The following is a 26,683-nucleotide window of genomic DNA, read 5'->3' on the forward strand; positions in this document are numbered from 1 at the left end:
GCTTAATCCTGTAAGCGGGCGATCTCTTCGCCAAATTCTTTAATATCTTCGAAGCTGCGGTAAACCGAGGCAAAGCGGATGTAGGCGACTTTATCGAGCTTTTTCAGCTGCTCCATCACCAGATTACCGATCATTTTGCTGGGCACTTCGCGTTCGCCGGTCGCACGGAGCTGCGACTTAATGTGATTTAACGCCATTTCAACGTCATCAGAACTCACCGGGCGCTTTTCCAGCGCGCGCAGCATCCCGCTGCGTAACTTCTCTTCATTAAACGGTTCGCGCACATCGTTGCTTTTCACAACGCGCGGCATGACAAGTTCCGCAACTTCAAAAGTGGTGAAACGTTCATTACAGACCAGACACTGCCGACGGCGGCGTACGGAGGAGCCCTCGCCCACGAGACGAGAGTCAATTACCTTAGTGTCTACGGCGAAACAGAATGGGCAATGCATACGGCGTCCTGACCAGGTGGTTAACAGAAATCTATTTTACCCTGAACTGGCGAGACAACAAAGGCGCAACGCTTTTGAGACAAAGGATCGATGCCTTCGCTCATTTTACGATCTACCATTAGGTCATCGCGAAAGCCCGGGAAAACAGAGATATGACAAAACGTTACCTAAGAATCCTGCTGGTGGGAAGCCTCTTTAGCCTGACGGCCTGCGCCCAGCAGAGCGAAGTTCGCCAGATGCATCAAAGCATCAGTACGCTGAATAAAGAGATGCAGCAGCTTAATCAGGAAACCGTCAAAATTAACCAGCAAAACAGCCTGAACGTAAAATCCGACCGCGGCGTTTACCTGCTGCCGGGTTCAAACACGCCGGCGCGGCTTAACAGTCAGATTGGCATGCTGCGCATGTCATTAGTGAATATCACCCCCAATGCCGACGGGATGCGCGCGACGCTGCGGATTCAGGGCGAGTCGAGCGATCCGCTTCCGGCCTTCAGCGGCACCGTGGAATATGGGCAACTTCAGGGAACAACTGACAATTATCAGGAAGTGAATGTGCAGAATCAGTTGATTAACGCCCCGGCCAGCGTACTGGCGCCGAGCGATGTGGATATTCCGCTACAGCTTAACGGGATGACTGCTGAACAGACTGGCTTTATCCGCATCCATGATATTCAGCCTGTCACGCAATAAACACTCCTGCGGAACGTTTTGTGCGTTCCGCAACATCCTTCCGCGCCTTATGTGACCCCTCTTACATCACCAGAATTTTTGCGAAACCTTTGCAATATTCACTACAGTCAGTACAATCGCCGCGCTAAAACGTACAAACGTGAACGCAATCGATTACGCGAATGATAGAACTGTGAAACAAGACAGATTTTTGTGAGCAATGATTTTTATAATAGGCTCGCAGAAACACGAAATATTTAGAAACGCAATTTGCGCCTTTTTCACTCCCGTCAGGGATTTTTAATCAGTGGCATACATATGAAAAAAACATTACTTGCAGCCGGTGCCGTGCTCGCGCTCTCTTCAACTTTCACCGTGAACGCCGCGGAGAACGATAAACCGCAGTATCTTTCCGACTGGTGGCACCAGAGCGTCAACGTGGTGGGTTCTTACCATACCCGCTTCGGACCCACTCTGCGCAACGATACCTATCTTGAATACGAAGCTTTCGCTAAAAAAGACTGGTTTGATTTCTATGGTTACGTTGATGCCCCGCGCTTTTTCGGCGGCGACAGCAACTCACGCGGGATCTGGAACCACGGTTCTCCGCTGTTTATGGAGATCGAACCGCGTTTTTCCATTGATAAGCTGACCAATAGCGATCTGAGCTTCGGTCCGTTCAAAGAGTGGTATTTCGCCAATAACTATATCTACGATATGGGCCGTAACAGCGAAGGCCGCCAGAGCACCTGGTATATGGGTCTGGGCACCGATGTCGATACCGGTCTGCCGATGAGCCTGTCTCTGAACGTGTATGCGAAATATCAGTGGCAGAACTACGGCGCGTCAAATGAAAACGAATGGGACGGCTACCGTTTCAAAGTGAAATACTTTGTGCCGATTACCGAGCTGTGGGGCGGTAATCTGAGCTACATTGGCTTCACCAACTTCGACTGGGGTTCCGATCTCGGCGACGATCAGTACCGCACCAGCAACTCTATCGCATCCAGCCATATTCTGGCGCTGAACTACGATCACTGGCACTACTCGGTGGTCGCCCGTTACTTCCATAACGGCGGTCAGTGGAAAGATGGCGACGAGCCGGTATGGCAGGCCGAACCAATTAAGTCCAACGGCTTCGGCTGGTATCTGGTGGTGGGTTACAACTTCTAAACCGCGTCGGGATTGCCGGGTGGCAGCTACGCCTTACCCGGCCTACGCCTGGCACTATCAGGCACGCACCTTACGCAAAAAATCCGCCAGCGAGCGATCCGCGCTTTCGCGAAAGCGTCTCTCTGTCAGGGTAATCCGCAGACACCTGTCGAGCCGAAAACAGCGATAATCATCGCGACGTTCGCACCAGGCGACCAGCAGCCAGTGCTCGCCCCAGAAAAACATCCCCAGCGGCTGTACCTCCCGCCAGGTGAGCTGTCCGGCTTCATCGCGATAATGCAGCGCCAGCACCTGCTGCGCTGAAATCGCCCGATGGATGCGATCAAACGCGCTGCGAGAATGTGGCTGAGTCCCCAAATCAGGGGCAAATATTCGCGCCTGTTCCGCTTTCCGCCGCCCCTCTTCCGGTAGGATCGCCAGCACTTTCTCCTGCGCCGACTCCAGCTCCCGCGACAGCAGCTTGCCGCCCCAGGTATGCAGCAGACGAATAGCGACGATAAGCGCTTCCGATTCGCGGTGAGTCAGCATCAGCGGCGGCAGATCGAAACCTGCCATCAGGCGATATCCGCTGCCCGCCTCCCCTTCCACCGGCACGCCGGAAAGCGAAAGGTCACGGATATCGCGATAAATAGTCCGTTCAGATACCCCAAGACGTTCTGCCAGCAGCGCCGCCGTTGTCAGCCGCCTGCCGCGCAGGATCTGCACAATCTGAAACAATCGGTCGGCGCGACGCGTCATGGTTGCTCTCTTACGTTAAGCCGGTTGATGCAAACCCACCCGGTTGCCTTCGCTGTCGATAAACAGCGCCACGGTTCCGATCTCTTTGCCCAAATCGAGCGGACCAAAAACGCATTCCCCGCCGGCGCTCACCACCCTCTCCAGGGCAGCGGCAAGATCGTCGGTATGCAGATAAATCACCGCCCCCTGCGCTGAAGGGAGCAGACCATCGATTTTCGCCAGCGCGCCGCCAGTGGCCGGATCTTCATAGGGAAATACCGCCAGATCGGCGCCGTCCATTTTTTCGCGACGCAGCGACAGCCCCAGGACCGGCTCATAAAACGCGATCGCTCGCGCCATGTCCGCCACGGGAATTTCAAACCAGTTAATAATGCTTTTCATTCTTCCTCCTGCCTGTGTAGTGAATTCAGGAGAAGAATAAAACAGGGCTCCTGACAGCATACTGTCAGTAATGATTGCGGGACAAGACGAAAGGGGAAAAGAAAAATCCCGATCTGACGACCGGGATTTAAGGACTTCGCTGAAAGTCAGTTTACGGCAGAATTGACGGCTGATCCGCCCCTTCTTTCTCAACCTTCTGTTGCAGCATGTGCTCACGCTTCATGCCCAGCTTCAGCGCCAGCGCCGATGCTACGTAGATGGAAGAGGCAGTACCGATGGAGACGCCGATCAGCATGGTCAGCGAGAAGCCTTCCAGCACCGGGCCGCCAAACAGGAACAGCATCAGAATCACCATCAACGTCGTACCGGAAGTGATCAAGGTACGGTGCAGCGTCTGGGTCAACGACACGTTAAAGATTTCGTAAGGCGTACCGCGACGGATCTTGCGGAAGTTTTCACGAATACGGTCCGAAACCACGATACTGTCGTTCAGCGAGTAGCCGATTACGGACATCAGCGATGCCACGATAGTCAGGTCAATCTCGATATGGAACAGCGACAGAATACCAAGCGTGATGATCACGTCGTGCGCCAGCGCGATAACCACCCCGGCCGCCAGTCGCCACTCGAAGCGGAAACCGACGTAAACGAGAATGGAGATCAGCGCCGCCAGCAGCGCCATCGCGCCGGTTTGCGCCAGATCGGCGCCCACGCTCGGGCCAACGAATTCAATTCGCTTCACCGCCGCGTTCTGGTTGGTGGATTCGTTAATCACACTCAGCACTTTGCTGCCCAGCACCTGCCCGCCGTTTGCCCCTTCGGTCGGCGGCATACGCACCATGATGTCGTGGCTGCTGCCGAAGTTCTGTAAAAGCGGATCAACAAAGCCCGCTTTCTCCAGCGCCTCGCGCATCACGTCCATCTCCGCTGGTTTTTCCAGCGTAATTTCGATAACCGTACCACCGGTAAAATCGAGCCCCCAGTTAAAGCCGCGTACGCCCATCACCACGATGGATGCCACCAGCAGAAGGCCAGAGATGCCGAAAGCCCAGTAATCCCAGCGCATAAAGTCCCAGACTTTACGGCCGTGGTTCAATTGTTCAACAGTATATTCCTGTGCCACTTCGCACTCCTCAGATTGACAGCTTCTTGACGCGCTTGCCGCCATACAGCAGGTTTACGATGGCACGTGTACCGACGATCGCGGTAAACATCGACGTCGCCACACCGATACCGGTAGTAATCGCGAACCCTTTAATTGCCCCGGTGCCGACCGCGTACAGGATAATGACCTTAATCAGCGTCGTAATGTTCGCATCGAAAATGGAACTGAACGCGCCCGCATACCCCTCGTTGATCGCCTGCTGGATCGAACGCCCGTTGCTCAACTCTTCTTTAATACGTTCGTTGATCAGTACGTTCGCATCGACGGCGACGGCAAGGGTTAAGACTATCCCCGCAATCCCCGGCATACTCAGCGTGGCCCCCGGCAGCAGCGACATCACGCCGACAATCAGCACCAGGTTAGCGATCAGCGCGCTGGTCGCAATCAGACCAAACTTCTTATAGAACAGCACCATGAACAGGATAGATACCGCCAGACCGGCCAGACACGCTTCCAGGCCCTGCTTGATGTTCTGCATCCCGAGGGTTGGACCGATAGTGCGTTCTTCAACAATCTGAATCGGCGCAATCAGGGCGCCCGCGCGCAGCAGCAGAGAGAGCTGACGCGCTTCGTTCGGGTTGTTGATGCCGGTAATACGGAAGCTGTTGCCGAGGCGAGACTGGATGTTGGCGATGTTAATCACCTCTTCCTGTTTCACCAGCACCGCGCGACCGTTGGCGTCTTTCTTACCGCTGTCTTTATACTCCACGAACAGCGTCGCCATCGGCTTGCCGATATTGTCTTTGGTGAAGTTAGACATGATATTGCCGCCCGCGCTGTCCAGCGAGATGTTTACCTGCGGCTGGTTGTATTCATCCTGGCTCGACGTGGAGTCGGTGATATGGTCGCCGGTCAGAATAACGCGCTTGTACAGCACCACCGGCTGGCCTTCACGCATTTGCTTCACTTCGGAGTCGCCCGGTACGCGACCAGATGCCGCAGCGGCCTGATCTACGTTGGTGTTGACCAGACGAAACTCCAGCGTTGCCGTCGCGCCGAGAATCTCTTTGGCGCGCGCGGTGTCCTGGATGCCCGGCAGTTCGACCACGATACGGTCGGCGCCCTGACGCTGAACCACCGGTTCGGCGACGCCCAGCTGGTTAACACGGTTGCGCAGGATGTTGATGTTCTGCTGAACCGCATACTCACGCGCTTCGCTCAGACGGGCATCGGTCATCACCGCGCGCAGCGCATTGCTGCCCTGGCTGGAGATCACCAGATCCTGATGACGCTTGCTGAGATAAGCAATCGCTTCGTCACGCGCGCTGGCGTCACGGAAGTTAATGCTCAGCCCGTAGTTGTCCTCTTTCCGGACGGTGGTATACGGAATGCCTTTTTCACGCAGATCGCTGCGCAGGCTGTCAATATTTTGTTCCTGCAGTTTGCCCAGAGCGGTGTCCATATCCACTTCCATCAGGAAGTGAACGCCGCCACGCAGATCAAGGCCGAGTTTCATCGGCTCTGCTTTGATGGCGGCCAGCCAGCGCGGGGTTGCCGGAGCAAGGTTAAGCGCCACGACGTATTTATCACCCAGCACGCCCACCAGCGCTTCACGTGCGCGCAGTTGAGTGTCGGTGGTGTCGAAGCGCGCAAGGATAGCGCCCTCTTCCAGTGCCACAGACTTCGCGGTAATTTTTTCTTGTTGTAACGTATTCTGGACCTGGATCAGCGTTTGCTCACTGGCGGCGACGCCGCGCGCGCCAGTGATTTGAACGGCCGGATCCTCACCATACAGGTTGGGAAGCGCATACAGCAGACCGACGATAATCACGACGATCAGCATGATATACTTCCACAAAGGATAACGGTTTAACACGGCAGTTCCCTTCGGGAAAAGTTACTATTACAGCGCCTTCATGGTGCCTTTCGGCAGAACGGCAGCTACGAAGTCACGTTTGATGACCACTTCCGTGGTGTCATTCAGGGCGATAGCGATGTAGCCGGTTTCCGCAACTTTCGTCACGCGACCCACCAGACCGCCATTCGTCAGGACTTCATCACCTTTCGCGATAGAATCCATCAGCTTTTTGTGCTCTTTGGTACGCTTCTGCTGTGGACGCAGGATCATGAAATAGAAAATCAGACCAAAGACCACCAGCATCAGAATCAGAGACATCGGGCTGCCCTGCGCCGGAGCACCTGTTGCCGCTACCGCATCAGAAATAAAAAAGCTCATTCAAATTCCCTCATTATTAAAATTAATCAACGTTTAAAGGTGGAACAGGTCGACCCTGACGTTGGTAAAACCCGGTCACGAAGCTCTCTAATTTACCCTCTTCGATAGCCTTGCGTAAACCCGCCATCAGACGCTGGTAGTAACGCAGGTTATGAATGGTATTGAGTCGCGCGCCCAATATTTCGTTGCAACGATCGAGATGATGCAAGTAGGCGCGTGAATAATTGCGACAGGTGTAGCAATCACACTCGGCATCAAGTGGGCTGGTGTCGCTTTTATACTTCGCATTGCGAATTTTCACCACGCCGTCAGTCACGAACAGATGACCATTACGGGCGTTGCGGGTTGGCATCACGCAGTCAAACATATCGATACCGCGACGCACGCCTTCAACCAGATCTTCTGGTTTACCGACGCCCATCAGGTAACGTGGTTTATCCGCCGGAATTTGCGGGCAGACGTGCTCAAGGATACGGTGCATATCCTCTTTCGGTTCGCCCACAGCCAAACCGCCGACAGCGTAGCCATCAAAGCCAATCTCTACCAGAGCTTTCACGGAGATATCACGTAAATCTTCGTAAACGCTGCCCTGGATGATACCAAAAAGCGCATTTTTGTTGCCAAGGCTGTCAAAACGCTCGCGGCTACGCTTCGCCCAGCGCAGGGACATCTCCATCGAACGTTTAGCATAGTCCCAGTCCGCCGGATACGGCGTACATTCGTCAAAGATCATGACGATATCGGAACCGAGATCGTACTGAATCTCCATCGACTTTTCCGGATCGAGGAAAATCGGATCGCCGTTGATCGGGTTACGGAAATGGACGCCCTGCTCGGTGATCTTACGAATGTCGCCAAGGCTGAACACCTGGAAGCCGCCGGAATCGGTCAGAATCGGCCCTTTCCACTGCATAAAGTCGTGGAGGTCGCCGTGCAGCTTCATGATCTCCTGGCCCGGACGCAGCCAGAGGTGGAAGGTGTTGCCGAGAATAATTTGCGCGCCGGTGGCTTCAACTTCTTCCGGCGTCATCCCTTTTACGGTGCCGTAAGTGCCCACAGGCATAAAAGCGGGCGTTTCCACGACGCCGCGATCGAACACCAGGCGACCGCGACGCGCGCGACCGTCGGTGGTATCAAGTTCAAACTTCATTCTTTCTCCTGCATCAGAGAGACAGTCTGATGGTTATTCCGGTGTCGCGGACTTATTCCCCGACACGCTCATGTAAAGCCTGCGGATTGTACGTGATAAACATCGCATCCCCGTAGCTAAAAAAGCGATATTTTTGTTCTACCGCAGCCTTATAGGCGTTCATGGTGTGCTGATAACCGGCAAATGCGGAAACCAGCATAATCAGCGTCGATTCAGGCAGATGGAAATTGGTCACCAGCGCATCAATCACTTTGTACTGATAACCGGGATAGATGAAAATCTGCGTATCGCCGAAGAACGGCTCGATAAGGTCGCTTTTCGCCGCCTGCGCCGCGCTCTCCAGGGAGCGCACGGAAGTGGTGCCCACTGCGATCACCCGGTTGCCGCGCGCTTTCGCCGCCAGCACCGCGTCCACGACCTCCTGCGGCACTTCCGCATATTCGGAGTGCATGATGTGGTCTTCAATGCTGTCAACGCGCACCGGCTGGAAAGTACCCGCGCCGACGTGCAGAGTGACGAACGCCATCTCAATCCCTTTCTCACGCAGCGCGGCCAGCAGCGGTTCATCAAAGTGTAGGCCGGCGGTCGGCGCCGCCACCGCGCCCGGTTTTTCGCTGTATACCGTCTGATAAAGCTCGCGGTCGGCGTCCTCGTCCGGACGATCGATATACGGCGGCAGCGGCATATGGCCGATGGCGTTAAGAATATCCAGCACCGGACGGGCATCGTTAAATTCAACTTCAAACAGCGCGCCGTGGCGGGCGGTCATGGTGGCATTAATGCTTTCGTCATCGCCAAGCAGCAGCTCTGCGCCCGGTTTCGGCGCTTTCGAGGCGCGGATATGCGCCAGAATACGCTTATCATCCAGCATCCGCTCAACCAACACTTCAATCTTACCGCCGCTGGCTTTGCGGCCAAACAGACGCGCCGGGATCACCCGGGTATTGTTAAAGACCAACAGATCGCCGGGGTTGAGCTTAGCAAGCAGATCGGTGAAAGTACCATGCGTCAGCGCGCCCGTCGGCCCGTCCAGCGACAGCAAGCGGCAACTGCTGCGCTCCGGCTGCGGATAGTGGGCAATCAGGGATTCAGGTAGTTCAAAGGAGAAATCGGTAACGCGCATGACTCTGACTCAGACTAAAATAAGAGGCGGGTAGTCTAGTGCCGGGGCGCTCTCCCTGCAACCGTTACCCACTTCTGGAAAGATAATCGATAATGAATTTTTTAGCTCACCTGCATCTGGCTCATCTTGCTGACAGTTCGCTTTCCGGCAATCTGCTGGCCGATTTTGTCCGGGGGAACCCGGAAACGCACTTTCCGCCCGAGGTGGTGGAAGGCATTCTGATGCACCGGCGCATCGACGTGCTGACCGATAATCTGCCGGAAGTTCGCGAAGCGCGGGAGTGGTTTCGTCGCGAAACGCGCCGCGTGGCGCCCATCACCCTGGACGTGATGTGGGATCACTTTCTGTCGCGCCACTGGGCGCAGATTTCACCAGACTTCCCGCTTCCGGCGTTTGTCGGCTACGCCCGCACCCAGATCGCCACCATCCTGCCCGATTCGCCGCCGCGTTTTGTCAATCTTAATCATCATCTGTGGTCGGAACAGTGGCTGGAGCGCTATCGCGATATGGCATTTATACAGAATGTCCTGAACGGCATGGCCAGCCGCCGCCCGCGCCTTGAGGCGCTGCGCGACTCCTGGCATGACCTGGACCGCCATTATGACGCGCTGGAAGAACGCTTCTGGCGCTTTTATCCGCAGATGATGGACCAGGCGCGACAGAAAACGCTCTGATCGTCATTGTGGTTGCGGTTTGCCTGATGGCGCTGCGCTTATCAGGCCTACAAATGGTGCGGCCGTAGGCCGGATAAGGCGTAGCCGCCATCCGGCGCTGGATTGCCTGATGGCGCTGCGCTTATCAGGCCTACAAGTGGTGCGGCCGTAGGCCGGATAAGGCGTAGCCGCCATCCGGCGCTGGATTGCCTGATGGCGCTGCGCTTGTCAGGCCTACAAGTGGTGCGTCCGTAGGCCGGATAAGGCGTAGCCGCCATCCGGCGATACGCATTGATAGGCAAAAGCTGGCTGAACGATTGCCATCGCCTTTTTGTCTTCTTCCCGATCACTCTCTATACTGGCCCGCGTTGCGTTCTAAAACCCTTAACTTTGCAGGAGTATTATATGGTACTGGTGACTCGTCAGGCTCCGGATTTCACAGCGGCTGCGGTACTGGGCAGCGGTGAGATCGTTGAAAACTTCAACTTCAAACAGCACACCAACGGTAAAGCGACCGTTCTGTTCTTCTGGCCGATGGACTTCACCTTCGTTTGCCCGTCCGAGCTGATCGCTTTCGATAAACGTTATGAAGAATTCCAGAAGCGCGGCGTAGAAGTGGTTGGCGTCTCTTTTGACTCTGAGTTCGTCCACAACGCATGGCGTAACACCCCTGTCGACAAAGGCGGCATCGGTGCGGTGAAATACGCGATGGTTGCTGACGTTAAGCGTGAAATTCAGAAAGCTTACGGCATTGAACACCCGGAAGCGGGCGTGGCGCTGCGCGGTTCTTTCCTGATCGACGCCAACGGCATCGTGCGCCACCAGGTGGTTAACGACCTGCCGCTGGGCCGCAACATCGACGAAATGCTGCGTATGGTTGACGCCCTGCAGTTCCACGAAGAGCACGGTGAAGTTTGCCCGGCGCAGTGGGAAAAAGGCAAAGAAGGCATGAACGCCTCTCCGGACGGCGTGGCTAAATACCTGACCGAAAACGTCTCCAGCCTGTAATCGGCTCGAATCACGTAGAAAGGCTCGCAATGCGAGCCTTTTTTATTGCTTATGCCCCGCCGTCTTTCTTCACTTCCCGCCAGATACGAAACGCCATCAGCGCCAGTACGGCGACGCCCAGAATCAGCGCTCCCCAGACCAGCAGCGTTTGCCACTGGCTTTGTCGCTCAGCCGCCGATGTCGCACTCAGCCGCGCTTCGCCGCCAGGCGTGACGCTCTGCTGGGGAATCGCCCACGGCAGGTCATTCAACGCATGCGTTTTGCGCAGTGACGCCGGAATTAACCTGTCCAGTTCAATATCGGCTCTGATGGCGGCCCGGTTTCCCCAGGCCAGCATGTAAGGTCCCTTCCCCTGGGCATTAAATACCAGTTGGTAGCTGTCCCGCGCCCCGCTCACCGCAGGCAATGTCTCCGGCAGTCGGGCGTTGATGGTAGTGATTCTGACGGCCTCCACCTCCTGGCCGGAAAGAGCAATATCCTGAGAGCGCTGTCCGTCCAGCCGGTACAACACGGTTTTCGTCAACGGCTGCCAGGCGGCGTTTTCCTCACTTCGCCAGGCCAGCGCCACCGGTAAAACCCCCTCATTCTGCAATGCGATGCTAAGCGAACTCAGCGGCTGCGGTTGCTTCCAGCGCCAGAGCGCCTCTTCATCTGAAACTCTATGCTCCTGAGCGCCTATCACCACGCGTTCGGACTCCGGCGCGCGGCTGTCGGCAATAGCGCTTACACTGTTTATCGTCAACGCCGGGCTTTGTGCATCAAGAATCACCAGCAGATAACGATTCCCCTGCGTTGAGAGCGTCAGACGGGCGCTGATAGTGTCCATTTTTAGCCGATCACCTTCGCGCGTCAGATCCATCAGCGGCGCGTCTTCCAGTATGGATCGCCAGTAGCGTAAATCACGGCTGCTATAGATCGAGGCTTTGCCCTGCCAGTTGCCTGCGGGCGGACGCCAGTCCAGGCGAAGCTGCGCCAGTGAAAACGGCTCTTGCCGCGCTTCCGGCAGCGTCAGTAAATAGCTCTGTCCGGACGCATTCACCTCGTCGCTGTTCAACTGAATTTCAATGCCGGCCTTCGAGCGTAAGACAAAAGATTCCCCCTGCCGCCCCTGTTCACGCGCCGCTACAGGCGACATATCCAGCGGAAAGAGCCGCAATTTCATCGTTTCTGGCGTCACGGGCTGCGCTTTCTGCGCCACCAGCGCAAACGGCACCGTTTCCCCCGCATGGTTAAAGACCCGCACATCGCGTAAATCCGGCCAGGCGCTACCCTCATACACCGTCTGCGGCAGCGGCAGACGATACCAGGGCGATGCGCCTGTCGTCTCCAACATCACACCGGTGGCATAGTCCACTGGTGACTCTTTTGCCTCGTCGCTACCGGCCACCGTCCCTGCCGCGCTCAACAGAGCGCTACATAGCAATGCTTTCATCCATTTCATTTGTTTTCTCCAGCTTTGGGCGGCAACGGTGAGAAATACCCGACGATTAATACCAGGACAGCCACGCCGATAAACGCCACCGCGCGCGCAAGCCCGCCGCCGCCCGCGCTGTCCACCAGCATCAGTTTCGCAATAACCATGCCCAATAATACCGCCCCACCAAGCCATTCAGGGCGTGAGCGACGCTGAGTCGCTCGCAGCATCACCACCAGAGCCACCAGCGTCCAGAACAGCGCGAAGCAGGTCTGAACGAGCCTTGAGTGCCATAGTGCCTGCGTCGTCCATGCGACCTCCCCGTAGCAGGCCAGCGCACGCAGCAACGCGCCGTTCAGCCACCAGAAACCCAGCGCCATCAGCGCGATCGCAGGCCAGGGTTGCCAAACCGATAGCTGCACCGGGAAATAGCGCTGCGTAGCGCGGTACAACACTACCAGCCCCAGCAACGCGAAGGCGGCGCCTTCCTCCAGTGGATTCACCAGTGGAAGGAAGGTCTGACGATATACCACACCATCCTGAACATTTGTCAGCGCCAGCAGACATACCAGCGCCGCTGCTAACGGAACCATTGCCTGCACCGAATACAACGCAGGCCAGACCTTAAACGGCCAGATCCGGCGACGCACCATTGCGCTAATAAGCATAATTAACAGGCCGCCTGCCGCCATCAGCAGGCCGCTTTTCCACGCCGTCATCCCCCACGGCAGGTCGCGGACGAACCAGAACAGTTCCATTGCCAGCGCCAGCATCGTCATCCATAACAGAGAGAGATGCAAAAGCCTGGAAATGCGCGGCGCCAGGGCCGCATCGTCCCGGCGCAGCAGTATCAACGCAGCGGGTAAAGCCAGGCACCACACCAGATTCTGCCAGCCGCCAGTGAAAATCGCCTGTTGCGAAATTTGTTGCAGCAGCACCATCAGCATCATCGGCCACAGCAGCCATTTACTGGCGTCAAGTTCCCGCCAGGCCAGGCGTAAACCCGCCTGTCGCCAGCCCCAGACCGATACCGCCATCAGCGCCAGCACACCGGACAGCACCCAGGCGTCCTTACTGAACATCAGTTGCGATGCGCCTGTCAGCGCGACCATCCAGAACAGTAAACCGCCTGCCAGTAATACCCGGCTTCCTCGCAGGATAATCTGACGCCACAGCCACGCACCTGCCAGCCAGCACAGGCTGAGCACTGCGAATATCAGCATCAGGCTGAGCGCGGTCGTATCACCGATCAGCGCCCACAGCGCGCTGACGAACGCCAGCACCAGCAGCGCGGTGCCGCTGTAGCTCATGCTTCGCTGCTGCTGTTGAACGCCCAACCACAAAATGCCCAGCCCTTCCAGCGCCCATGCCATCGCCGTCCAGCGCGCCGACAGGGCCAACGGGATAGCCAGCGTGGTAAACGCGCCGCCCAGCGCCAGCGCCGCCAGCACCAGCGGTCTGCCCGCCGAAGGATAACGACGCAATGCCAGCCAGGCTAACGCAAGATAACCCCCTCCATAGCCCAGCGCGCTGAGCGCCGGACCGTACGCCCAGTGGAGGGTCATCGCATACTGCATCCCAAAACCGATTAACGGCGGCGCAAACAGCAGCACGCCGTCGATAATCTGTTTGTTTTTCTCCTGCGCCCGTAGCGACAGCGCCACGCTCAGCACGCCGAAAATCAGGATATTCGCGACCAGGAAAAGCTGACAGTTAAGGTAATACGCAGGCTGATAGTCATCCATTCCCCACAGGCCGCCCACACCAAAGGTAAAGAGCAGGCCAAGCAGGTTCAGCTCGCGCCAGTGCTGCCAGATACTGATAACGAGAATGCCGGCAGAAAGCAGCAGATAGAAAGAAAACAGCGCTATATAGTTGCCGCTGCCGTCAGAGAGCAGCAACGGCGCGAGATAACCGCCGAGGCTTGCCAGCATCGCCAGACTGAGCGCTTTTTGCAGAATCGCCAGCACGACGCTCGCCGCGCAAATAGCGAGTAGCAGCGCAAAAGCCAGCGTCATCGGCAGCATTTGCCAGAGCCGGAACGCGCCAAAGACGGTGAGATAGAGCACGCCTGTCGCCCCGCCCTGCAAAATCAGCGCATAAACCGGCTGCTTATGCCGCAATCGCCAGCCAACGCCGAGCAGGACAATGGCAAACAGCGCGGTAGCCGCCAGCCGCAGCTCAAGCGGGAACAGGGAATGTTCAACCGTATAGCGCAGGAGGAAAGAAAGACCGAGGAACAACAACAGAATCCCGAGCTTCGCCAGCGGATTGCCCTGCATAAACCAGCGCGCCAGCGAGGTTATCACGCCGCCAAAAGCGGAGGGCTGCTTTTCCGCTGCCCGCGTGGGCGTCGGGAGCGGGGCGCGTTTTGCCGCTTCCGGCGGACGGTGCGCCTCCCAGGAAGTTGTCGGTTCAGGCGTAGCCTGTGCAACAGATCCGCGCTTCACGAACGTTTCAGCCGACTGCACTGGCATCTGCGCTGCCGGGACGTCCTTAGGTTTCCCGATACCCTGCTGCTCCAGCTCTTCCACCCGGCGGCGAAGTCCGGCAAGTTCAGCACGGGTTGCCGAACTACGGTTAAAGGCGACAATGGCCAGAGCTGGTGCTACCACCAGCGCGAACAACAAAACGATGCAGCCCAGGATTAAAAGGTCGTCCATGTATTCACCTTCACTGTACGGGATCGCCTAAGATTGACACAATTTGTCACATTCACGCTATCCCTGAAGGTGAAAAAGTCAGCCGCTGGCTTTCAGTGGGTATAAGTTAATGACCGAACCAGACGGCGGCGGATATCGCCGGTAAAGTCAACACGCCATCCTGCAAATCGGCCTTCCCCTCTTTTAGTTGCCAGGTTTTGACGTTCAGCAACGGCGATGCCGGCAGGACCACTTCGCAGGCCTCTCCGCGATTGATTGCCACCAGCACGCGCTGCTGGTTATAAACGCGCAAAAACACCACTACGTTATCTTCCGCGTAAATCACCTGGCACCCGCCGTAGCGCAGCTCCTGGCTGCGCTGGCGCAGTTTCGCCATACGCTGATAGAGAGCAAACAGCGCGGCGTCCTGTTTTTCCGCCTGCCACGGGAAAGTCTTACGGCAGAACGGATCGTTATTACCGTCCAGCCCTACCTCATCGCCGTAGTAGATGCAGGGCACGCCCGGCCAGCTGAACAGCCAGACCACCGCCAGCGGCAGACGAGCGACATCTTTGCCGAGCAGCGACTTAAAGCGCGCGGTATCGTGGCTGTCAAGCTGGTTGAACATCCGTAGCTGCTGCTGGTGCGACAGCCCGGCTCGGTAATTATCCATCCACGCCATACAGCTCTGCGCGTCAATCTGCTGCGGATCGTAAGAGATATCGGTATTGGCGAGGAATCCCCACAGCGGAAAGGTGAAGCCGCGATAGTTCATCGCCGCGTCTTCGGCATCCGCTTGTAGCCACTGACGGGCGTCGCCAAAGTGCTCGCCGACGATATAGGCTTGCGGCTGCGTTTCTTTCACCGCCTGGGTAATACCGGCGACATGGCGAAGATTATTGCGCGCGCCGCCGCCCTCGCCCAGCATATGCACCACGTCGAGCCGCCAGCCGTCCATGTTCCACGGCGCTTTCAGCCAGTGGCGCACAATGCTGTCTTCACCGCGGTAGATTTCATTGACCAGGCCGTCGGACTGGTAATCCAGCTTCGGCAGGCTGGGATAGCCCAGCCAGTCCAGCGCCACGCCTTCGGCAGAAAAACTGTACCAGTCGCGCCACGGCGACTCCGGATTGTGGCACGCGCCGCCGGTTCCCCGGTTATGGCGGTCAAACCACGCGTGGGAATCGCCGCTGTGGTTAAACACGCCGTCCAGCACCAGACGCATCCCCCGTTGCCGGGTGTTATGCCGCAAGCGCATCAGCGCCGCATCGCCGCCAAACTGCGGGTCTACGTGGCGATAATCTTCGGTGTCATATTTATGCACGCTCGGCGCGACAAATACCGGGTTCAGGTACAGCGCCGTTACGCCAAGTTTTTTCAGATACGGCAGTTTTTCACTGATCCCGTCGAGATCGCCGCCGTAGAAGGTCGATCCGCCCGCCTGCGCGCTCAGCGGATCGTCCCAGTCGCGCAGGATTACCTCCCGCCCGGCCGCGTGATGAAAATAGACCTTATCCTGCTGCTCCTCGCGCGGCTCGCTGCGGGCAAAGCGATCGGGAAAGATCTGATAGAAGATTTGATCGGCCACCCACTGCGGTCCGTTATCCGGCACATCAACAGCGAACTGTTCCAGACGCGCGGGGGGAAAAGGGCTGAATCCCTGCGGCGTAAACCAGCGCTGGCGGTCGTGCCACAGCAGCTTAAAGCTGTAGCGGCGGCGCGGCTGGCCGCCGGAAAGATCGACAACCGCGCGCCACGCGGTGATGCCAGGATACGGCTGGCTGCGCAGCTTGCGCATGACCAGCGACGTTTCTTCATTGTCATGTTCCGCACGCAGCGTCACGCCCTGCGGCGGGTTTTCTCCGCTCAGCCAGAGCGTTATGGAGAGCTTATCCTTGTTTTGCTTAACAAATGGGGCAACCGGAAGGTGCCAGGCGTTCAACATCACAAATCCCCTTTGATGAAAATGCGCTCACCTTGCCACAGCAGTTTACAGGATAACTCATCATCAGAAGGTTTATTGGGGGAGGAGTCCGGGGGAGGATATTGTTTCGCCATTGCCGGATGGCGATGCTGACGCATCTTATCCGGCCTGCAAATGTTTGCAGGCCGGAGACACCGTTACTGCGCCAGCTGGCGGTCGTGACGACGCTTAAACATCCAGCCAATCAGCAGCAGGACAATCCATGCGAAACCGACGTACAGCGAAATGCGGGTATCCGGATGGTAGCCAATCAGCCCGATGATAAACACCAGGAAAATCAGCCCCACAACGGTTGTCGCCACGCCGCCCGGCACCTTAAATTTCAGCGCCCTGACCTCTTCCGGCGGCAGACGGCGGCGGAAGGCAATTTGCGACAGCAGGATCATAATCCACACCCACACCGTCGCGAAGGTGGCCAGCGAGGCGATCACCAGGAAGACATTTTCCGGCATGATGTAGTTGAGATAAACGGCAAACAGCAGCGCGATGGTCATCACCAGCACCGTCACCCACGGAATACCGCGACGCGATGTTTTAGCGAACACCTTCGGCGCGCTGCCCTGCTCCGCCATGCCGTGCAGCATCCGGCCGACGCCAAACACGTCGGAGTTAATCGCCGACAGCGAAGCGGTAAGCACCACAAAGTTCAGAATACTGGCGGCAAAGGTAATGCCCATATGCTGGAAGGTCAGGACAAACGGGCTACCGTTGGTGCCCACCTGATTCCACGGGTAAATAGACATAATGACGAACAGAGTACCCACGTAGAACACCAGAATACGCATCGGCACCGAGTTAATCGCGCGCGGGATCGATTTCTCCGGGTCTTTCGCCTCCCCGGCGGTAATGCCGATGATTTCAATCCCGCCGTAGGCGAACATCACCATCTGTAGCGACATCACCATCCCCAGCCAGCCGTTGCTGAAGAAACCGCCGTTACTCCACAGGTTATGGATGCCCGTCGGCTGGCCGCCGTTGCCAATTCCCCAGATGATGATGCCGAAACCGGCGACAATCATGATGATAATGGTGGCGACTTTAAAGAAGGAGAACCAGAATTCCAGTTCGCCGAATACCTTCACGCTCATCAGGTTGATGGCGCAGATCAGCAGCACCACGCTGAGCACCCAAATCCAGTGCGGCACCGCCGGAAACCAGACGCCCATATAGATGCCGAATGCGGTAACGTCGGCGATAGCGACAATCAGAATTTCAAAACAGTAGGTCCAGCCGGTGATGTAGCCCGCCAGGGGGCCGAGGTTTTCCTGCGCATAGCGCGAAAAGGAGCTGGCGGCAGGGTTGTGTACAGACATTTCACCCAACGCGCGCATAATGATATACGCCGCGACCCCGCCAATAATGTACGCCAGCAACACGCTTGGCCCCGCCATTTTGATGGCGTCCGCCGAGCCGTAAAACAGCCCGGTGCCAATTGCTGAACCCAGCGCCATAAAGCGAATGTGCCGGGTGCTTAGCCCACGCTTTAGCTTGTTATTACTTTCCATCAATTCCTGACCCATCAACACAATAAAAAACCACGGGGTTAAAGATAACCCCGTGGTCAAAACATACTGTCAGCAATCTTAGTGAGCGCCGGAGGTCACCTGCCGACCCGCGGCGCGATCCCAGATAATCGCCAGGACCACTATCACGACGGTGGGAATTAACCACGCCAGCCCCTGCTCCGCCAGCGGTAAACGCTGCGTCCAGGCCGGTAACACGTCGCCGATTGCCGATGCTTTAATCCCGTCAAGGATACCAAAAAGCAGGCTGATAAACATCGCCGGTGCGATAACGCGGGACGAATTATGCCACCATGAGCGGGTAAAACTTAATACCACCAGTGCGATACACGGCGGATAAATCGCCGTCAGCACCGGGATAGAGATCTGGATCAGGTGACTCAGCCCCAGGTTGGAAACCACCATTGAGAACCCGCCGAGGATAAACACCAGCGAGCGATAAGAGAGCGGTACGTACTGCGCGAAAAACTCCGCGCAGGCGCAGGTCAGGCCGACCGCCGTCACCAGGCAGGCGATGAAGATCAGCGCCGCCAGCAGCAGGCTGCCCGCCCCGCCAAAGGTGTGCTGCACGTAAGCGTGGAGGATCGCCGCGCCGTTAACGGACTGATCGACCAGCGTCGCGCTATCTGAACCCAGACGGAACAGCGCCAGATAGAGCAGCGTCAGGCCAACGCCCGCCATCAGACCCGCCCAGACGGTATAACGGGTCAGCAGACGTGACTCGGTCACGCCGCGAGAACGCGCGGCGTTAACAATCACGATCCCAAACACCATCGCGCCCAGCGTATCCATCGTCAGATAGCCGTTGACAAAGCCGTTGGAGAACGCCGCGTTTTCATAAGCTTCCATCGCGTGGCTGATCGGTCCCGCCGGCCAGATAATGGCGGCCACGGACAGTACGATCAGGGCGATAATTTTCAGCGGCGCCAGGAAGTTGCCGACGGTATCCAGTAATTTGCCCGGATAGAGCGACACCAGAATGACCAGCGCAAAGTAGATCACGCTGTAGATAAACAGCGGCATGGCCGAGTCGCCGGTCAGCGGGGCGATGCCCACTTCAAAGGAGACGGTGGCGGTACGCGGCGTGGCGAACAGCGGCCCGACCGCCAGATAGCAGACGGTCGCCAGCAGGACGCCCGCCACTTTACCAATCGGGGTGCTCAGGCTGTCCACGCCGCCGCCGACTTTCGCCAGCGCCACCACGGTTAGTACCGGCAGGCCCACCGCGGTAATCAGAAAGCCGAAAGCCGCAGTCCAGACGTGCTCGCCCGCCTGCAGACCGACCATTGGTGGAAAGATAATGTTTCCTGCGCCGACAAACAGCGCAAAAGTCATAAAGCCAAGGGCGATAATATCGCGCGATTTCAACTGATGGGTCATAAAACTTACGGCCTGTGGATGTGGTGTTAATTAAATGAAAATTTTTGCCTGTCCCTGTGGGAATATATTGCGGCTTTATTAAGCAATTCCAGCGGGATATGCTCCCCGACTGGCGCGGCGAAGAATAGTTTTTCGATTTACCGCCTCAATGCAGTCGCTCTGACAGCATCCGGGGCGCAATTTAAACGCTTATAACGTTTTAAAGCAAGGAGCGTTCTAAAAACTGGAACATTATAGCGATATAAGAATTCAGATTAGTATAAAAAACCACTTTAAAGAAAAAGTCATAGCTTATCATGCGAACAAAAAACAACCAACCGCAGCGCTATTTAGCGAAGCGTAGTTGACTGCAAACAAAATAAGCCAGCATTCGCTGGCTTATGGCAATATTGCATTACAATCGCCTGTCAGGTGGTTTTCTGGCAATTAAACGTTCCGGCAGCACAAAGCTGAAGCGCGTGCCTTTCCCCGGTTCGCTGTCGATGGTTAAGCGACTTTCATGATGATTCAGCGCATGTTTGACGATTGCCAGCCCCAGCCCGCTGCCGCCGGTTTGTCTTGAGCGCGCTTTATCGACGCGATAAAAACGTTCGGTCAGCCGCGGAAGATGCTCCGCCGCAATCCCCGGCCCGTTATCCTCAATGCTGAATTCCGCGCCGTGCGGCACCGCGCGCCAGCACACGGTGATATGGGTGCCTTCAGGCGTATGGTTGACGGCGTTATACACCAGGTTTGAAATGGCGCTACGCAACTGCTCTTCGTTACCCAGGACTTTCAGCTGATTATCGATGTCAAAGCTGAAGGTGTGCTTTTGCTGGCTGAGCGTCTGCGCTTCGCGCTCCACCATGTGCAGCATCATCGGCACATCGACCTGTTCATTAAGCAGCAATACCGGCGAGGCTTCTATCTTCGACAGGGTCAGCAACTGCTTCACCAGCCCCTCCATACGGAAAGTCTGCTCCCGCATCGTCAATAGCGCTTTCTCACGCGTGCTCCCTTCCAGCGGCTGCTCGTGCATCATTTCAAGATAGCCCTGCAACACGGTAAGCGGAGTGCGCAGCTCGTGGCTGACGTTGGCGAAGAAGTTACGTCTTGCCCCCTCAAGCTGGTGCATCTGGGTCACGTCGCGGGCAACCATCAGCAGCTGCTTGTCGGTGTAGGGCATCACGCGAATCTCCAGATGCCGCCCGGTATTGAGCACCAGATTTAACGGTCGGCTGAAATCGCGGGTTTTCAGATACTGGGTAAACTCCGGATAGCGCAGCAGGTTGAGGATGTTCTGCCCGTTATCGTCCGGCCAGCGTAAGCCCAGCAGCTGTTGCGCCAGGCCGTTACACCAGAAAATGCCGCCCTCTTCGGTGGTCAGCACCACCGCGTCCGGCAGCGATTCGGCTCCGCTGCGAAAGCGTTTGATCAAATTGCCCAGCTCGCGCCGACGCTTTTTGTTGCGCAGCTGCATCTGATGCAACCCGTACAACAGCGGCTCCCAGCTTCCGCGTCCCGGCGGCGGCGTCATGCTTCTGTCGACCCACAGCCACCAGGACAGGCGTAATAAATTCCAGAAATGCCAGATAAGCAGTCCCGTTACCGATGCCAGCAAAAACCACGGCAGGTAACCGAAAAAAGCGCTGAGGATAAAGGCCGGGATACAACACAGGATCAGTTCCAGCACCAGCCTCTTCCATGACAATCTTTCCAGCACGCGTCACACTCCATTAAAGCCCGACAACGCAGGCCAGGCTTAGCTAGTCATTCAGAAGCGGGTCGAAAAACGATACCCCGTACCACGCACCGTCTGAACCATACGATCGTGACCGCTGGTTTCCAGCGCTTTGCGCAGACGGCGAATATGCACATCGACCGTGCGATCCTCAACGTAGACGTTGGTGCCCCAGACGTGGTTCAGCAGCTGTTCACGGCTGTAAACGCGCTCCGGATGCGTCATAAAGAAGTGCAGCAGTTTAAATTCGGTCGGTCCCATGTCGAGCGGGTTGTCGCCGGTCATCACGCGATGCGAAGTCGGGTCCAGGCTCAGCCCCTGCATCTCAATCACCTCTTCCACCGCCATCGGTGAAATGCGGCGCATCACGGCCTTAATGCGCGCCACCAGCTCTTTCGGGGAGAAGGGTTTGGTAATATAGTCGTCCGCGCCGGTTTCCAGACCGCGAACGCGATCCTCTTCTTCGCCTCTGGCGGTAAGCATCACCACCGGAATATCGCGGGTCATCGCTTCACGCTTCAGATGTTTAATAAACTGTAGACCAGAACCGCCGGGCAACATCCAGTCGAGGAGGATCAGATCCGGCCAGGGTTCATTAAGTTGGTTCACCGCAGTGTCATAATCTTCGGCTTCGACAGGCTGAAAGCCATTTTGCTCGAGCACGAAGCAGACCATTTCGCGAATTGCAGCTTCATCCTCTACGACCAGAATACGTCTCGCCATGATTTACCCTGTTTTATTTAAATAGCCAGTCATCAATGCGGCGTCATTATGCGTCAGTTTTATGACAGATTTATGAAAAAGATAGCGCAGCCTGATGTCAGGTTGTTGATTTATTACAAGCCGCCCAGGAGATATTACCGTTCGTGACAGGGTATAATCCCCGTCACGCTTTTTCATCAGGGAACCGTTATGCGCCTCCTGCACACCTCTGACTGGCATCTGGGACAAAATTTTTACAGCAAAAGCCGCGCCGCGGAACATCAGGCCTTTCTCGACTGGCTGCTGAGCACGGCGACAGAACAGCAGGTGGACGCCATTATTGTCGCAGGCGACATTTTCGACACCGGTTCGCCGCCAAGCTACGCCCGCGAACTGTATAACCGGTTTGTCGTCAGGCTACAGCAAACGGGCTGCCATCTGGTGGTGCTGGCGGGCAATCATGACTCTGTCGCCACGCTCAACGAGTCCCGCGAGATTCTGGCGTTTCTGAATACCACCGTTGTCGCCAGCGCCGGTTGCGCGCCGCACATCCTGCATCGACGCGACGGCACGCCGGGCGCGGTACTGTGCCCGATACCGTTTTTACGCCCGCGTGACATTGTGACCAGTCAGGCGGGGCTAAGCGGCCAGGAAAAGCAGCAGCACCTGCTGAGCGCGATAACCGACTACTATCAGCAGCAGTATCATGAAGCCTGCGCGCTGCGCGGCGAACGCGCGCTGCCGATTATCGCCACCGGCCACCTGACCACCGTGGGCGCGAGTAAAAGCGACGCCGTACGCGACATTTACATCGGGACGCTGGATGCCTTTCCTGCGCAAAATTTCCCGCCTGCCGATTATATCGCCCTGGGCCATATCCACCGGGCGCAGAAAATTGGCGGCACAGAACATATCCGTTATTGCGGTTCCCCCATCGCCCTGAGCTTTGACGAGTGCGGTAAAAGCAAGTGCGTGCATCTGGTGAGCTTTGAAAACGGCAGGCTGATGAGCGTCGAAAGTCTCACCGTACCAATAACCCAGCCGCTGGCGGTGCTGAAAGGCGATCTTGCCGCTATTAGCGAACAGCTTGAGCAGTGGCGGGACAGCAGGCAGTCGCCGCCGGTCTGGCTGGATATCGAAATCACCACCGACGAGTATCTCCACGATATACAGCGCAAAATCCAGGCCCTGACCGAAACGCTGCCCGTCGAGGTGCTGTTGGTGCGCCGCAGCCGGGAGCAGCGCGAGAGCATGTTAAGCAGCGAACGACGTGAGACGCTGAGCGAACTGAGCGTCGACGAAGTCTTTGAACGCCGCCTGGCGCAGGTGGAGCTGGCAGAACCCCAGCGCCAGCGGCTGACCGCGCTGTTTCATACCACCGTACAGGCGCTCGCCGGGGAGGATGTCGCATGAAGATTCTCAGCCTGCGCCTGAAAAACCTTAACTCGCTGAAAGGGGAATGGAAGGTCGATTTTACGGCGGAGCCGTTCGCCAGCAACGGCCTGTTCGCCATCACCGGTCCGACAGGAGCCGGTAAAACCACCCTGCTCGACGCCATTTGCCTTGCGCTGTACCACAAGACGCCGCGTCTGAATACCGTTTCACAGTCGCAAAACGATCTGATGACCCGCGATACCGCCGAGTGCCTGGCGGAAGTGGAGTTTGAGGTCAAAGGCGACGCATATCGCGCATTCTGGAGCCAGAACCGCGCGCGCAACCAGGCGGACGGCAACCTGCAGGCGCCGCGGGTGGAGCTGGCGCGCTGCGCCGACGGCAAAATTCTTGCCGATAAGGTGAAAGATAAACTGGAGCTGACCGCCGAACTGACCGGACTGGACTATGGCCGCTTTACCCGCTCAATGCTGCTCTCCCAGGGACAGTTCGCCGCCTTCCTTAACGCGGAACCGAAAGAGCGCGCCGAACTGCTGGAGGAGCTGACCGGAACGGAGATTTACGGGCAAATCTCGGCGATGGTTTTCGAACAGCATAAGGCGGCGCGGAGCGAACTGGAGAAATTACAGGCGCAGGCCAGCAGCGTCGCGCTGTTAGCGCCAGAGGCAGTGCAGGCGCTGACAGACAGTTTGCAGGCGCTCACTGACGAAGAAAAGCAGTTGGCCGCCAGACAGCAGAGTGCGCAGCAGCAGTTGAACTGGCTGACGCGACAAAACGAACTTCAGACGCAGGCGCAGCACCGACAGCAGGCGCTGCTGGCGGCGCAGTCGGCGTTACAACAGGCGCAGCCACAGCTGGCGCCGCTCAGCCTGGCGCAGCCCGCCCGGGCATTGCGCCCGCTCTGGACGCGGCTTCAGGAGCAATCCGCGGCGGTTTCCCGCAGCCAACAGCAGATTAATGAAGTAAAGGCTCGCTTACAGAGCGCAACAACGCTTCGCAGCCGTATGCGCCGCGATGCCCAACAACAGACTGCCGCAATGCAGGCTGCCCGGCAGACTCTTGCCGCCTGGCTGCACGAACATGACCGGTTCCGCGTATGGCACAGTGAACTGGGCGGCTGGCGGGCCTTGTTCGCCCAGCAGGCCAGCGACGGCATTCAGCGGGACAGATGGCGGCAACGACTGGCGGCAGATACCCAAAAGCTGGCGGCGTTACCGGTGCTGACGCTGAATATGACGCCGGATGAAGTCGCCGTCGCGCTGGCGCAGCACGCCAGCCAGCGCCCGCTGCGCCAGCGTCTGCTTGCGCTCCACGGTCAGATCGCCCCCAGGCTTCAGCGTCTGGCGCAGCTTCAGGAGGTCCTTGCGCAGAGCAGGCAGGCGCTGGCGCAGCGCACGGCGTTACTGGAGGCGAAGCGCCAGCAATACAAAGAGAAAAACCAGCATTACCAGGACGTCAAAACCCTCTGCGAGCAGGAAGAACGGATAAAAGATCTTGAAAGCCAGCGCGCGCTGTTACAGTCCGGCCAGCCCTGTCCGCTCTGTGGCTCAACGTCGCACCCGGCGGTGGCGGCGTATCAGGCGCTTGAGCTTAGCGTCAATCAGGCGCGGCGGGATGCGCTGGAAAAAGAGGTCAAAACGCTGGCCGATGAAGGCGCGGCCCTGCGCGGACAGTGCGACGCGTTGCGCCAGCAGCTACAGCGCGACGAAAGCGAAGCGCAGGCGCTCGCTAAAGATGAGCAAGCGCTCACTGTCGAGTGGCAGGCGCTGATAAGCAACCTGAATATCACGCTGCAACCGCAGGATGATATTCAGCCCTGGCTGACGGCGCAGGAGGATCATGAGAAGCAGCTTTACCAGCTCAGCCAGCGCCATGATTTACAGGCGCAAATCGCCGCGCATCAACAGCAGGTGACGCAGTTCAGCCAGCAAATCGAACAGCGTCAGGCGACGCTGACAGCGCAACTGAGCCACTATGCCCTCAGCCTGCCGGAAGAAGGGGCGGAGGAGACCTGGTTAAGCGACCGCGCCGCAGAGGCGCAGACGTGGCAGCAAAAACAGGACGAGCTGAACGAACTGCAATCGCGTATCGCGCAGTTGGCCCCGCTGCTCGACACCCTGCCGGCTACCGACGCCGCCGCGGAAGATGGCGCGCCGGTGGCACTGGACAACTGGCGTCAGGTGCACGACGACTGCCTGTCGCTGCAAAGCCAGTTGCAGACGCTGCAACAGCAGGCGGTACTGGAGCAGCAGCGCGCCAGCGACGCGCAGGCGCAGTTTGCGGCGGCGCTGGAAAGCAGTATTTTTGCCGACCAGAGCGCGTTCCTCGCCGCGCTGCTGGATGACGAGGCCATCGCGCGCCTTGAGCAGCTCAGCCAGACGCTGGAAAGCCAGATCCAGCAGGCGCAAACGCTCGCCACCCAGAGCGCGCAGGCGCTGGCGGCCCATCAGCAACAGCCGCCTGGCTTTCTGGATTGCGCGCTGTCGGTTGAGGAGATCGCGCAGGCGCTCACCCTGCTCAACCAACAGCTGCGCGATAACGCCAGCCGTCAGGGTGAGATTCGCCAGCAGCTGAAGCAGGATGCGGACAACCGACAGCAACAGCAGAGCCTGATGCGGCAAATCGACAGCGCCAGCCAGCAGGTTGATGACTGGGGCTATCTGAACACGCTTATCGGTTCAAAAGAGGGCGATAAATTCCGTAAATTCGCCCAGGGGCTGACGCTGGATAATCTGGTCTGGCTGGCGAATAACCAGCTGACGCGGCTGCATGGCCGCTATTTGTTACAGCGCAAAGTCAGCAACGCGCTGGAGCTTGAGGTGGTGGACACCTGGCAGGCGGACGCCGTGCGCGACACCCGCACCCTCTCCGGCGGCGAAAGTTTCCTCGTCAGCCTCGCGCTGGCGCTGGCGCTCTCCGATCTGGTGAGCCACAAAACGCGGATTGACTCGCTGTTCCTTGATGAAGGCTTCGGCACCCTCGACAGCGAAACGCTGGATACGGCGCTTGATGCGCTCGACGCGCTGAACGCCAGCGGGAAGACCATCGGCGTGATTAGCCACGTGGAGGCGATGAAAGAGCGCATTCCGGTGCAGATTAAAGTGAAAAAAATCAACGGGCTTGGTTACAGTAAGCTCGACCGGATATTTGCGGTGGCGTAGGCCGATGTGATGGACACCTCCCACCTTACGGCATCATTAGTGCCAGACTGAGGTGTTAACTTCAGTTCCCAGGGG

Annotated in this window: 21 protein-coding genes; 6 read left to right on the top strand and 15 right to left on the bottom strand. The window is 57.5% G+C overall.

The window, feature by feature from the left end; genetic code table 11:
* Nucleotides 1-2: 2 nt before the first annotated feature.
* A complete protein-coding gene (gene nrdR, locus K7R23_RS24220) occupies nucleotides 3-452 on the bottom strand; it encodes a transcriptional regulator NrdR (RefSeq protein WP_012904816.1) in 450 nt (149 codons plus the stop codon).
* Nucleotides 453-604: 152 nt separating this feature from the next.
* Here nrdR and K7R23_RS24225 point away from each other — a divergent pair, with 152 nt between their 5' ends.
* Both K7R23_RS24225 and K7R23_RS24230 read left to right on the top strand, forming a co-directional pair.
* Nucleotides 605-1,144 (top strand): SadB/YajI family lipoprotein, encoded by a 540-nt coding sequence (locus tag K7R23_RS24225; RefSeq protein WP_024132516.1) that lies wholly within the window; start codon nucleotides 605-607, stop codon nucleotides 1,142-1,144.
* 297 nt (nucleotides 1,145-1,441) lie between these two features.
* The gene (locus K7R23_RS24230) at nucleotides 1,442-2,296 is read left to right on the top strand and encodes a nucleoside-specific channel-forming protein Tsx (protein ID WP_012904814.1); all 855 of its coding nucleotides are present in this window, start codon (nucleotides 1,442-1,444) and stop codon (nucleotides 2,294-2,296) included.
* A 57-nt stretch (nucleotides 2,297-2,353) separates the two neighbouring features.
* Here the strand turns inward: K7R23_RS24230 and K7R23_RS24235 are convergent, their stop codons facing one another.
* The 7 genes from K7R23_RS24235 to queA form a co-directional block, all read right to left on the bottom strand.
* On the bottom strand, nucleotides 2,354-3,034 hold the full coding sequence (locus K7R23_RS24235) for a helix-turn-helix transcriptional regulator (RefSeq protein ID WP_012904813.1): 681 nt from the start codon (nucleotides 3,032-3,034) through the stop codon (nucleotides 2,354-2,356).
* Between the two features lie 15 nt (nucleotides 3,035-3,049).
* Nucleotides 3,050-3,415, bottom strand: a complete 366-nt coding sequence (locus tag K7R23_RS24240) for a VOC family protein (RefSeq protein ID WP_012904812.1) — start codon at nucleotides 3,413-3,415, stop codon at nucleotides 3,050-3,052.
* 151 nt (nucleotides 3,416-3,566) lie between these two features.
* Nucleotides 3,567-4,538 (bottom strand): protein translocase subunit SecF, encoded by a 972-nt coding sequence (secF, locus tag K7R23_RS24245; RefSeq protein WP_012904811.1) that lies wholly within the window; start codon nucleotides 4,536-4,538, stop codon nucleotides 3,567-3,569.
* A gap of 10 nt (nucleotides 4,539-4,548) precedes the next feature.
* Entirely contained in the window at nucleotides 4,549-6,396 is a 1,848-nt protein-coding gene (secD, locus tag K7R23_RS24250; RefSeq protein ID WP_012904810.1) for a protein translocase subunit SecD, read from the bottom strand.
* A gap of 27 nt (nucleotides 6,397-6,423) precedes the next feature.
* Nucleotides 6,424-6,756, bottom strand: coding sequence for a preprotein translocase subunit YajC (gene yajC / locus K7R23_RS24255; RefSeq protein ID WP_012904809.1), 333 nt, complete (start codon nucleotides 6,754-6,756; stop codon nucleotides 6,424-6,426).
* A gap of 22 nt (nucleotides 6,757-6,778) precedes the next feature.
* On the bottom strand, nucleotides 6,779-7,906 hold the full coding sequence (gene tgt / locus K7R23_RS24260; protein ID WP_012904808.1) for a tRNA guanosine(34) transglycosylase Tgt: 1,128 nt from the start codon (nucleotides 7,904-7,906) through the stop codon (nucleotides 6,779-6,781).
* 52 nt (nucleotides 7,907-7,958) lie between these two features.
* Complete coding sequence (queA, locus tag K7R23_RS24265; RefSeq protein ID WP_012904807.1) at nucleotides 7,959-9,029, bottom strand: tRNA preQ1(34) S-adenosylmethionine ribosyltransferase-isomerase QueA; 1,071 nt, start codon at nucleotides 9,027-9,029, stop codon at nucleotides 7,959-7,961.
* A gap of 92 nt (nucleotides 9,030-9,121) precedes the next feature.
* Here queA and acpH point away from each other — a divergent pair, with 92 nt between their 5' ends.
* Both acpH and K7R23_RS24275 read left to right on the top strand, forming a co-directional pair.
* Nucleotides 9,122-9,703, top strand: coding sequence for an ACP phosphodiesterase (gene acpH, locus K7R23_RS24270; protein ID WP_012904806.1), 582 nt, complete (start codon nucleotides 9,122-9,124; stop codon nucleotides 9,701-9,703).
* Nucleotides 9,704-10,087: 384 nt separating this feature from the next.
* Nucleotides 10,088-10,690 (top strand): peroxiredoxin, encoded by a 603-nt coding sequence (locus tag K7R23_RS24275; RefSeq protein WP_012904805.1) that lies wholly within the window; start codon nucleotides 10,088-10,090, stop codon nucleotides 10,688-10,690.
* Nucleotides 10,691-10,739: 49 nt separating this feature from the next.
* Here the strand turns inward: K7R23_RS24275 and K7R23_RS24280 are convergent, their stop codons facing one another.
* The 7 genes from K7R23_RS24280 to phoB form a co-directional block, all read right to left on the bottom strand.
* Complete coding sequence (locus K7R23_RS24280; RefSeq protein WP_012904804.1) at nucleotides 10,740-12,131, bottom strand: DUF3999 domain-containing protein; 1,392 nt, start codon at nucleotides 12,129-12,131, stop codon at nucleotides 10,740-10,742.
* A complete protein-coding gene (locus K7R23_RS24285) occupies nucleotides 12,128-14,767 on the bottom strand; it encodes a DUF2339 domain-containing protein (protein WP_012904803.1) in 2,640 nt (879 codons plus the stop codon). Before K7R23_RS24285 ends, K7R23_RS24280 begins: the two co-directional genes overlap by 4 nt.
* A 106-nt stretch (nucleotides 14,768-14,873) precedes the next feature.
* On the bottom strand, nucleotides 14,874-16,691 hold the full coding sequence (gene malZ / locus K7R23_RS24290) for a maltodextrin glucosidase (protein ID WP_012904802.1): 1,818 nt from the start codon (nucleotides 16,689-16,691) through the stop codon (nucleotides 14,874-14,876).
* Nucleotides 16,692-16,867: 176 nt separating this feature from the next.
* The gene (gene proY, locus K7R23_RS24295) at nucleotides 16,868-18,235 is read right to left on the bottom strand and encodes a proline-specific permease ProY (RefSeq protein WP_012904801.1); all 1,368 of its coding nucleotides are present in this window, start codon (nucleotides 18,233-18,235) and stop codon (nucleotides 16,868-16,870) included.
* Between the two features lie 78 nt (nucleotides 18,236-18,313).
* Entirely contained in the window at nucleotides 18,314-19,633 is a 1,320-nt protein-coding gene (gene brnQ / locus K7R23_RS24300) for a branched-chain amino acid transporter carrier protein BrnQ (protein ID WP_012904800.1), read from the bottom strand.
* A 394-nt stretch (nucleotides 19,634-20,027) separates the two neighbouring features.
* Nucleotides 20,028-21,335 carry a phosphate regulon sensor histidine kinase PhoR gene (gene phoR / locus K7R23_RS24305; protein ID WP_012904799.1) on the bottom strand — a complete coding sequence of 436 codons (1,308 nt, stop codon included), beginning with the start codon at nucleotides 21,333-21,335 and terminating at the stop codon, nucleotides 20,028-20,030.
* A gap of 51 nt (nucleotides 21,336-21,386) precedes the next feature.
* Nucleotides 21,387-22,076, bottom strand: coding sequence for a phosphate response regulator transcription factor PhoB (phoB, locus tag K7R23_RS24310; RefSeq protein ID WP_012904798.1), 690 nt, complete (start codon nucleotides 22,074-22,076; stop codon nucleotides 21,387-21,389).
* A gap of 189 nt (nucleotides 22,077-22,265) precedes the next feature.
* Between phoB and sbcD the strand changes: the two genes are divergently transcribed.
* Both sbcD and sbcC read left to right on the top strand, forming a co-directional pair.
* Nucleotides 22,266-23,468: an exonuclease subunit SbcD gene (gene sbcD / locus K7R23_RS24315; protein WP_012904797.1), complete on the top strand. Its 1,203-nt coding sequence runs from the start codon at nucleotides 22,266-22,268 to the stop codon at nucleotides 23,466-23,468.
* Nucleotides 23,465-26,608, top strand: coding sequence for an exonuclease subunit SbcC (gene sbcC, locus K7R23_RS24320; protein WP_012904796.1), 3,144 nt, complete (start codon nucleotides 23,465-23,467; stop codon nucleotides 26,606-26,608). The genes sbcD and sbcC overlap by 4 nt, the downstream gene beginning before the upstream one ends.
* Nucleotides 26,609-26,683 lie beyond the last annotated feature (75 nt).

The sequence above is a fragment of the Citrobacter rodentium NBRC 105723 = DSM 16636 genome (assembly GCF_021278985.1).
Classification (GTDB): Bacteria; Pseudomonadota; Gammaproteobacteria; order Enterobacterales; family Enterobacteriaceae; genus Citrobacter_A; species Citrobacter_A rodentium.